Annotated in this window: 8 protein-coding genes; all 8 read right to left on the reverse strand. The window is 43.1% G+C overall.

The genetic code is table 11. From position 1 onward, the window contains the following. Positions 1-64: 64 nt before the first annotated feature. Complete coding sequence (gene sucD / locus L1D51_RS18610) at positions 65-937, reverse strand: succinate--CoA ligase subunit alpha (RefSeq protein ID WP_054561565.1); 873 nt, start codon at positions 935-937, stop codon at positions 65-67. Then, positions 937-2103, reverse strand: coding sequence for an ADP-forming succinate--CoA ligase subunit beta (gene sucC / locus L1D51_RS18615; protein ID WP_054561566.1), 1167 nt, complete (start codon positions 2101-2103; stop codon positions 937-939). The genes sucD and sucC overlap by 1 nt, the downstream gene beginning before the upstream one ends. Positions 2104-2280: 177 nt before the next feature. Beyond that, a complete protein-coding gene (gene odhB / locus L1D51_RS18620; RefSeq protein ID WP_055197251.1) occupies positions 2281-3777 on the reverse strand; it encodes a 2-oxoglutarate dehydrogenase complex dihydrolipoyllysine-residue succinyltransferase in 1497 nt (498 codons plus the stop codon). A gap of 3 nt (positions 3778-3780) precedes the next feature. After that, positions 3781-6600, reverse strand: a complete 2820-nt coding sequence (locus L1D51_RS18625) for a 2-oxoglutarate dehydrogenase E1 component (protein ID WP_055021956.1) — start codon at positions 6598-6600, stop codon at positions 3781-3783. 84 nt (positions 6601-6684) lie between these two features. Next, complete coding sequence (locus tag L1D51_RS18630) at positions 6685-7401, reverse strand: succinate dehydrogenase iron-sulfur subunit (protein WP_054551369.1); 717 nt, start codon at positions 7399-7401, stop codon at positions 6685-6687. A gap of 10 nt (positions 7402-7411) precedes the next feature. Then, complete coding sequence (gene sdhA, locus L1D51_RS18635; RefSeq protein WP_239964483.1) at positions 7412-9184, reverse strand: succinate dehydrogenase flavoprotein subunit; 1773 nt, start codon at positions 9182-9184, stop codon at positions 7412-7414. Then, positions 9185-9532, reverse strand: a complete 348-nt coding sequence (gene sdhD, locus L1D51_RS18640; protein ID WP_054551371.1) for a succinate dehydrogenase, hydrophobic membrane anchor protein — start codon at positions 9530-9532, stop codon at positions 9185-9187. Next, a complete protein-coding gene (gene sdhC, locus L1D51_RS18645) occupies positions 9523-9900 on the reverse strand; it encodes a succinate dehydrogenase, cytochrome b556 subunit (protein ID WP_082401567.1) in 378 nt (125 codons plus the stop codon). The genes sdhD and sdhC overlap by 10 nt, the downstream gene beginning before the upstream one ends. Between the last annotated feature and the right edge of the window lie 195 nt (positions 9901-10095).

Here is a 10095-nt window from a genome sequence, read left to right on the forward strand (position 1 = left end):
GAAGGATGTGATAGATACAAAAAAGGCCCGCATAAGCGAGCCTTTTTTAAGAGATTAGAACTGATTACCAGCCTGTTTTCTCTTTAAGTGCATTACCGATATCAGCTAATGAACGTACAGTTTTTACGCCAGCAGCTTCTAATGCAGCAAATTTCTCATCAGCAGTACCTTTACCGCCTGCGATGATTGCACCAGCGTGACCCATACGCTTACCTGGAGGTGCAGTAACACCCGCAATGTAAGAAACAACTGGTTTAGTCACGTTGTGCTTGATGTATTCTGCAGCTTCTTCTTCTGCAGTACCACCGATTTCACCGATCATAACGATAGCTTCAGTTTGCTCGTCTTTTTCGAACATTTCTAAAACGTCGATGAAGTTAGTGCCAGGGATTGGGTCACCACCGATACCAACACATGTTGATTGGCCGAAACCAGCGTCAGTAGTTTGCTTAACCGCTTCGTAAGTAAGAGTACCAGAACGTGATACGATACCTACTTTACCAGGCTTGTGGATGTGACCAGGCATGATACCGATCTTAGTTTCACCCGGAGTGATAACACCTGGGCAGTTAGGACCGATCATACGAACACCAGTTTCATCAAGCTTAACTTTAACGTCAACCATGTCTAGTGTTGGGATACCTTCAGTGATACAAACGATTAGCTCGATGCCAGCATCGATAGCTTCTAAGATTGCATCTTTACAGAAAGGTGCTGGTACGTAGATAACTGATGCAGTTGCGCCAGTTGCTTCAACAGCGTCACGTACTGTGTTGAATACTGGAAGACCAAGGTGCGTTTGACCGCCTTTACCTGGGCTTACACCACCAACCATTTGTGTACCGTACTCAAGCGCTTGCTCAGAGTGGAAAGTACCTTGGCCACCTGTGAAACCTTGACAGATAACTTTTGTATCTTTATTGATTAATACAGACATTATTTGCCCTCCGCAGCAGCAACAACTTTTTCAGCTGCGTCTGTTAGTGATTCAGCAGCGATGATGTTAAGGTCAGAACTAGCTAGTACTTCACGACCAAGTTCAGCGTTAGTACCTTCTAAACGTACTACTACAGGAACGTTAACACCTACTTCTTTAACTGCGCCGATGATACCTTCTGCGATCATGTCACAACGTACGATACCACCAAAGATGTTAACTAAAACAGCTTTAACGTTGTCGTCAGATAAGATGATCTTGAATGCTTCAGATACACGCTCTTTAGTTGCACCGCCACCAACATCTAGGAAGTTAGCTGGCTTGCCACCGTGTAGGTTTACGATGTCCATAGTACCCATTGCTAGGCCTGCACCGTTAACCATACAACCAACGTTACCGTCTAGTGCAACGTAGTTAAGCTCAAAGCTTGCAGCGTGAGCTTCACGCGCATCTTCTTGTGAAGGATCGTGCATTTCACGGATTTTAGGTTGACGGTAAAGCGCGTTACCATCTACACCGATTTTACCGTCTAGACAGTGAAGGTTACCTTCGTCTGTGATTACTAGCGGGTTGATTTCTAATAGAGCGAAATCGAAATCGTTGAACATGTTAGCAAGACCCATGAAGATCTTAACGAACTGTTTCATTTGAGTAGGGTTTAAACCTAGTTTGAAGCCTAACTCACGAGCTTGGTAAGCTTGAGGACCAACTAGTGGATCGATCTCAGCTTTGTGAATTAGTTCTGGAGTTTCTTCTGCAACTTGCTCGATTTCAACACCACCTTCAGTAGATGCCATGAAAACAACTTTACGAGAAGCACGATCTACTACAGCGCCAAGGTATAATTCGTTAGCGATGTCAGTGCAGCTTTCAACAAGAATTTTTGATACTGGCTGACCATTTTCATCTGTTTGGTAAGTAACTAAGTTTTTACCTAACCAGTTCGCAGCGAACTCTTTAACTTCGTCAGTTGTTTTAACTAGCTTAACACCGCCAGCTTTACCACGGCCACCTGCGTGAACCTGTGTTTTAACAACCCACATATCACCGCCGATTTTCTCAGCAGCTGCTGCAGCTTCTTCAGGTGTATCGCAAGCGAAACCTTGAGAAACTGGTAAACCATATTCGGCAAAAAGTTGTTTTGCCTGATACTCATGCAAATTCATGATGCTTTATCCAATTTTTTATACTAAAAGAGCTGAATATTTATGCAAAATAAACAGCTATCCCAAATTGCGCACTTAGTATAAATCCCAAGGCTCCACATGAAAACCCCAGTTAGACCAAAGGCGCAAAAAAAAAGCTGTGAACGAGGTTCACAGCTTAGTTTTCATACAACCAGATTAAACATCTAGTAGTAAACGAGTCGGATCTTCAAGTAACTCTTTAATTGTTACTAAGAAACCTACTGATTCTTTACCATCGATTTGGCGGTGATCATAAGATAACGCTAAGTACATCATAGGTAAGATTTCAACTTTACCATTTACAGCCATAGGACGCTCTTGGATTTTGTGCATACCTAAGATTGAAGACTGTGGTAAGTTGATGATTGGTGTAGATAGTAATGAACCAAATACACCACCGTTAGTGATAGTGAAGTTACCACCTGTCATATCATCAAGTGATAATTTACCGTCACGACCTTTAAGCGCTAGCTCACGGATACCTTTTTCGATTTCTGCAACTGATAGCTTGTCACAGTCTTTAAGAACTGGAGTAACAAGACCACGTGGTGTAGAAACCGCGATGCTGATGTCGAAGTAGTTGTGATAAACAATATCATCACCGTCGATAGACGCATTTACTTCAGGGAAACGCTTAAGTGCTTCAGTAACTGCTTTCACGTAGAAAGACATGAAGCCTAAACGGATACCGTGACGCTTTTCGAATACTTCTTGGTACTGCTTACGAAGGTCCATGATTGGCTTCATGTTAACTTCGTTGAAAGTCGTTAACATTGCAGTTGAGTTTTTCGCTTCAAGAAGACGATTAGCGATTGTTTTACGTAAACGAGTCATAGGAACACGTTTTTGTGTACGGTCACCCATAGGTGCTGCTGGCGCTGCTGCTTCCGCTTTAGGAGCTGCTGCCGGTGCTTTTAAGAATGTATCAACATCTTCTTTAGTTACACGGCCATTTTTGCCAGTACCTTTGATTTTTGATGCATCAAGGCCTTTCTCAGCGATTAAACGACGAACTGACGGCGTTAATACGTCAGAGCTGTCATTTGATTCGCTTGCTGGTGCTGCTTCAGCTTTAGGAGCTGCTGCCGGTGCTGCACCCGCTTTAACTGTACCAATTACTTGCTCACCAAGTACTGTTTCGCCTTCAGCGTGAATGTGCTCACCCATGATACCGTCTTCTTGAGCAACAACTTCAAGAACAACTTTATCAGTTTCGATGTCAACAAGGTTTTGGTCGCGAGTTACCGCTTCACCTGGTTGAACGTGCCAAGTAGCAATTGTCGCGTCTGCGACTGATTCTGGAAGTACAGGTACTTTAATGTCCACTTCTTTACCTTCTGATGCTGGTGCTGATTGCGCCGCTGGCGCGTCTTCTGATTTAGCTGGTGCAGAGTCGTCACTTGCTGGTGCAGCATCTGCATCACCAAGTAATGCAATTACTTGTTCGCCAAGTACCGTTGCACCTTCTTCTTGTGAAATTTCAGTGATTACACCGTCATTTGGTGCAACAACTTCTAAAACAACTTTATCTGTTTCAATATCTACTAAGTTTTGGTCACGGCTTACTTTGTCGCCAACACTTACGTGCCAAGTTGCAACTGTAGCATCAGCAACCGACTCAGGAAGTACAGGAACTTTAATTTCTGTGCTCATTGCTTATCCTTTCTTTTCAATAGTAAGCGCATCTGCAATTAGCGCTTGTTGTTCTTTATTATGCACTGACATGTAACCACACGCTGGTGATGCTGATGCTTTACGACCTGCGTAAGTTAATTTAGCACCGGCTGGGATTGCGTCAACAAAGTGGTGTTGAGAACAATACCATGCACCTTGGTTTTGCGGCTCTTCTTGACACCAAACAAAATCTTTAACGTGTTGGTAACGCTGCATGATTGTATCCATCTCAGCGTGTGGGAATGGATATAATTGTTCTACACGAACAATAGCAATGTTATTTAATTCTTGCTTACGACGCTCTTGTAGTAGTTCGTAGTAAACTTTACCGCTACAGAATACAACGCGTTCTACTTTATCTGCTGCAATATCATCGATTTCATCGATCATATTGTGGAACACACCTTCAGATAACTCTTCAAGTGAAGATGTTGCCAACGGGTGACGAAGTAGCGACTTAGGCGTCATAACAATCAATGGACGACGAAGTGGACGTACAGATTGACGACGAAGCATTGCATAAACTTGCGCAGGTGTTGAAGGAACACATACTTGCATGTTGTGATCAGCACACAACTGTAAGAAACGCTCTAAACGTGCCGAGCTATGCTCAGGACCTTGACCTTCATAACCATGAGGAAGTAAACATGTAAGACCACATAAACGGCCCCATTTCTGCTCACCTGAACTTAAGAATTGGTCAAATACAACTTGTGCACCGTTAGCGAAGTCACCAAATTGTGCTTCCCACATTACAAGTGACGTAGGCTCAGCTGTTGCGTAACCATATTCAAATGCAAGTACTGCTTCTTCAGAAAGAACTGAGTCATATACTTCAAATGCACCTTGCTTTTCGCTGATATTTTGCAGCGGCAAGTATGTTGATGCGTCAGTTTGGTTGTGAACAACAGCATGACGGTGGAAGAATGTACCACGACCTGAATCTTGACCTGTTAAACGGATATCAGTACCCGCATCAACAAGCGTTGCATAAGCAAGTGTTTCAGCCATACCCCAATCAAGTGGTTTTTCACCTGTTGCCATTAGCTTACGGTCGTCGTAGATTTTCTTAACGCGCGACTGTGCTTTGTGGCTTTCTGGGAAGCTTGCTACTTTTTCGCCAAGCTCTTTTAACTTCTCAACCGATACTGTTGCATCGTACTCAACATCCCAATCATGACCAACAAACTTAGCCCAATCAGAAGAGTGCGATGTTTCTAGTTGAATTTCTTCAACAACACAGTTGCCTTTGTCTAAACCGTTACGGTAATCATCAGCAAGTGCTTTTACTTCATTTTCTGAGAATGAACCTTCAGCAACTAATTGATCTGCGTAAATTAGACGAGGTACTGGATGCTTTTTGATTTTTTGGTACATAAGTGGTTGAGTCGCGTTCGGCTCATCCGCTTCGTTATGACCATGACGGCGATAACATACTAAATCAATCACTACATCACGTTTAAACTGGTTTCTGAAATCAAGTGCGATTTGAGTAACAAATGCAACCGCTTCAGGATCGTCAGAGTTAACGTGGAAAATTGGTGCCTGAACCATTTTCGCAATATCAGTACAGTATGGTGTAGAACGTACATCAGACTGTTTAGACGTTGTGAAACCAACTTGGTTATTTACAACAATACGGATACTACCACCACAACTAAATGCATTAGTTTGCGATAAGTTAAATGTTTCTTGTACAACACCTTGACCTGCGATTGCAGAGTCACCGTGAATAGTAATTGGTAATGCTTTAATACCTGACTTATCACCTAGACGGTCTAAACGAGCACGTACCGAACCCATAACCACTGGGTTAACGATTTCTAAGTGAGACGGGTTAAATGCAAGTGCCATGTGCACGTTGCCACCGTTAGTTGCAAAGTCAGATGAATAACCCATGTGATATTTAACATCACCTGAGCCTAATGTGTCTTTGTGTTTACCAGCGAACTCATCGAATAATTCTGATGGGTTTTTACCTAAGACGTTCACTAGTACGTTCAAGCGACCGCGGTGAGCCATACCAATAACAGCTTCTTTTTGTCCGCTTTCACCTGCACGATGAATTAGTTCTTTAAGCATTGGTACTAATGCGTCACCACCTTCAAGTGAGAAACGTTTTGCACCAGGGAACTTAGCCCCTAAATATTTTTCAAGGCCATCTGCAGCTGTTAATCCTTTAAGGATACGTAGCTTTTCTTCTTTAGAGAACGTTGGACGTGATTGCACTGATTCTAAACGTTGTTGTAACCAACGTTTTTCTTCAGTTGAAGTGATGTGCATATACTCAGCACCTACCGACCCACAATAAGTCGTTTTGAGTGCTTGATATAGCTCACCTAATGGCATGGTTTCGCGACCGACAGCAAACGAACCCACATTGAATTCACGGTCAAAATCAGCTTCAGATAAATCGTGGTACTCTAATTCTAGATCACGAACACGTTCGCGTTGCCAAATACCTAATGGATCTAGGTTGGCATTTTGGTGACCACGGAAACGGAAAGCATTAATAAGTTGTAGCACCTTGACCTGTTTAGGATCGCCAGAGCCACCCTCTGCTACCACTACTTCTCTATGCTTGTTTTTAGCAAGCTGTGCAAATTGTGAACGAACTTCTGAATGTTTAACGTCAACATCCACACCATCAACTTTTGGTAATTGTTCGAACACTTCTCGCCATTCTTCTGGCACAGAAGTCGCATCATCTAAGTACGCTTCATAAAGCTCTTCTACGTAAGCAACGTTACCGCCGTTTAAGTGAGAAGATTCTAGCCATGCCTTCATCACACCTTCGTGCATTTATAAGCCCTTTTCTTTAGCGCAGAAATTAATTGTTTTAAAAACAAGGTGGTTAATCACTTAACCACCTTACATATTCAAGCTTTAAACAGCGCGGTTTAAAAGCATTGATTTGATTTGTCCAATTGCTTTGGTCGGGTTAAGACCTTTTGGACACACGCTAACACAGTTCATGATACTGTGACAACGGAACACGCTGAACGCATCGTCAAGGTCAGCAAGACGCTCTTCAGTAGCTGTATCGCGGCTATCAGCCAAGAAACGATAAGCATGAAGAAGACCCGCAGGACCGATGAACTTGTCTGGATTCCACCAGAACGAAGGACACGATGTTGAACAACATGCACATAAGATACACTCATATAAGCCATCTAACTTATCACGTTCTTCGATTGACTGAAGACGCTCACCCGCCGCAGGCGTGTCGTTGATTAGGTAAGGCTTAACTTTTTCGTATTGAGTGTAGAACTGACTCATGTCAATAACAAGGTCACGTACCACTGGTAAACCTGGTAAAGGACGAATTACGATTTTACCTTTGCCACCTTTAAGTAGCGTTGATAAAGGAGTAATACACGCTAAACCGTTTTTACCATTCATGTTGATACCGTCTGAACCACACACACCTTCACGGCATGAACGACGGAATGATAATGTTGGATCTTGCTCTTTTAATTGCATAAGCGCATCCAATACCATCATATCCTGGCCTTCTTGCGTTTCTAGCGAGAAGTCCTGCATACGTGGTGCATTATCAACATCTGGATTGTAACGATAAACCGAAAATTGTACTTGTGCCATCGTCTCGCTCCTAGTATGTACGTGCTTTAGGTGGGAAAGCTTCACGCAGTTTCGGCGCGTAGTTTACTTCACGTTTTGTCATTTCATCTGTAACTGGGTTATAGATAGAGTGACATAGCCAGTTATCGTCATCACGATCTGGGAAGTCAAAACGAGAGTGTGCACCACGGCTTTCTGTACGGAAGTTTGCAGCTACTGCTGTTGAGTATGCTGTTTCCATCAAGTTATCAAGCTCTAGACATTCGATACGTGCAGTGTTGAACTCAGTCGACTTGTCGTCAAGACGAGCGTACTGAAGACGTTCACGAATTTCTTTAAGCTCTTTAAGACCTGTTGCCATTGCATCACCTTCACGGAATACCGAGAAGTTAAGTTGCATACACATTTGTAGGTCTTTCTTGATTTGTACTGGGTCTTCACCTTGGCCAGCTTTAGAATTTTCCCAACGGTTAAAGCGTGCAAGTGATGCTTCAAGGTCTGATTCAGACGCATCTTTACCTGCTTCAACACCGTTAAGGTACTTACCTAAGAAGTTACCAGCTGCGCGGCCGAATACAACTAAGTCAAGTAGCGAGTTACCACCTAGGCGGTTAGCACCGTGTACAGATACACATGCAATCTCACCAACAGCGAATAAACCTTCAACTACTTTCTCTTGGCCGTTTGCATCAATTTGTAATGCTTGACCATTTACGTTAGTTGGAACACCACCCATCATGTAGTGACATGTTGGGATAACTGGAATTGGTTCTTTAGCTGGATCAACGTGTGCGAATGTTTTCGCAAGGTCACATACGCCTGGAAGACGTAAGTTAAGTGTTTCTTCACCTAAGTGGTCAAGCTTAAGCTTGATGTGTGGACCGTAAGGACCATCGCATCCACGACCTTCACGGATCTCAGTCATCATTGAACGAGCAACAACGTCACGAGACGCTAAGTCTTTTGCATTTGGTGCGTAACGTTCCATGAAGCGTTCGCCGTCTTTATTAAGAAGGTAACCACCTTCACCACGACAACCTTCAGTTACAAGTACACCGGCACCGGCGATACCTGTTGGGTGGAACTGCCACATTTCCATATCTTGCATTGCAACACCAGCACGTGTAGCCATACCAACACCGTCACCAGTATTGATATGTGCATTCGTTGTCGATGCGTAGATACGGCCTGCACCACCTGTTGCTAAAACAACAGCTTTTGATTTGAAGTAAACAACTTCGCCAGACTCGATGTCGATTGCTGTACAACCAACAACGTGACCGTCGCTGTTTTTAACTAAATCTAGTGCGTACCACTCAGAGAATACGTTAGTTTTGTTTTTAACGTTCTGTTGGTATAAACAGTGTAATAGCGCGTGACCAGTACGGTCAGCTGCTGCTGCAGTACGTGCAGCCTGTTCACCACCAAAGTTTTTCGACTGACCGCCGAAAGGACGTTGGTAAACACGGCCATTTTCAAAACGAGAAAATGGTAAACCCATGTTTTCTAATTCAGTAATAGCTTCTGGGCCTGTTTTACACATATATTCGATAGCGTCTTGGTCACCGATGAAATCGGAACCTTTAACCGTATCGTACATGTGCCATTCCCAGTTATCTTCATGTGAGTTACCCAGAGCAACCGTAATACCACCCTGTGCAGACACAGTGTGAGAACGTGTAGGGAAAACTTTTGAGATAAGTGCACAGGTTTTGCCTGATTCAGTGATAGCTAGTGCTGCGCGCATACCCGCACCACCGGCACCAATCACTACTGCGTCAAATTCACGAACAGAATAATTCACTTAAACACCCCATAAAACGATTAGACCAATTGCTACGTAAGCAACAGCCATAAGGTTTAATACAAAGCCTAAAACAGCACGTAATTTAGCGCATTTAACATAGTCAGTAAGAACTTGCCAAAGGCCGATACGGGTGTGAACCATGATGCAAACTAGGGTGATTAAGGTAAACCCTTTCATTGCTAGGTTAGAGAATAGGCCTTGCCAGGCTTCGAAAGTGACTTCTGGCGTACATAAAAAATAGCCGATAATAAAAATCGCGTAAGCGCTGATTATTAATGCTGTTGCACGTAGTGATACGAAATCTTGTACACCATCACGTTTAAGAGTTGCTTGATTTAAAACCATATCCACACTCCTGCTAGAATTGCAGCTACAACACCTAAAGCTAATGCAACTTTAGCGCTGAAGTTACCTGATTCAAGTTCTTCCCAGTGACCCATGTCCATAATGATATGACGGATACCACCGATTAAGTGATACGCCAATACAGAAATGGTGCCCCATGCTATGAATTTGGCAATGAATCCGCTGAACAGACCCTTGACGAATTCAAAACCTTCTGCAGAAGAAAGAGACTCAGACCAAGCCCAAATGACAAACGTTAAAGCAAAAAATAATGCTACACCGGTGACGCGGTGAAAAATTGATGCTTTAGCCGTTGCCGGCATAGATATAGTTGTTAGATCTAGATTTACAGGTCTTTGCTTTTTCACAGTTACTTGCCCATCTTGCCCACTAAGGAGCTCATCTACTTGTTTTTCTAAAACCCATCAAAATGAATTTCGATGGAACTATCTAAGTAAACCGTGTTGATACACAAAAAGTTCACACTTATGCAAAACTCAAATGTAAAAATAAAGTTTACCTACAGACAATACGGTATAAAACCTTGGATAGTATATATAGCC

The sequence above is a fragment of the Pseudoalteromonas shioyasakiensis genome, assembly GCF_022398475.1.
In the GTDB taxonomy this organism is placed as follows: domain Bacteria; phylum Pseudomonadota; class Gammaproteobacteria; order Enterobacterales; family Alteromonadaceae; genus Pseudoalteromonas.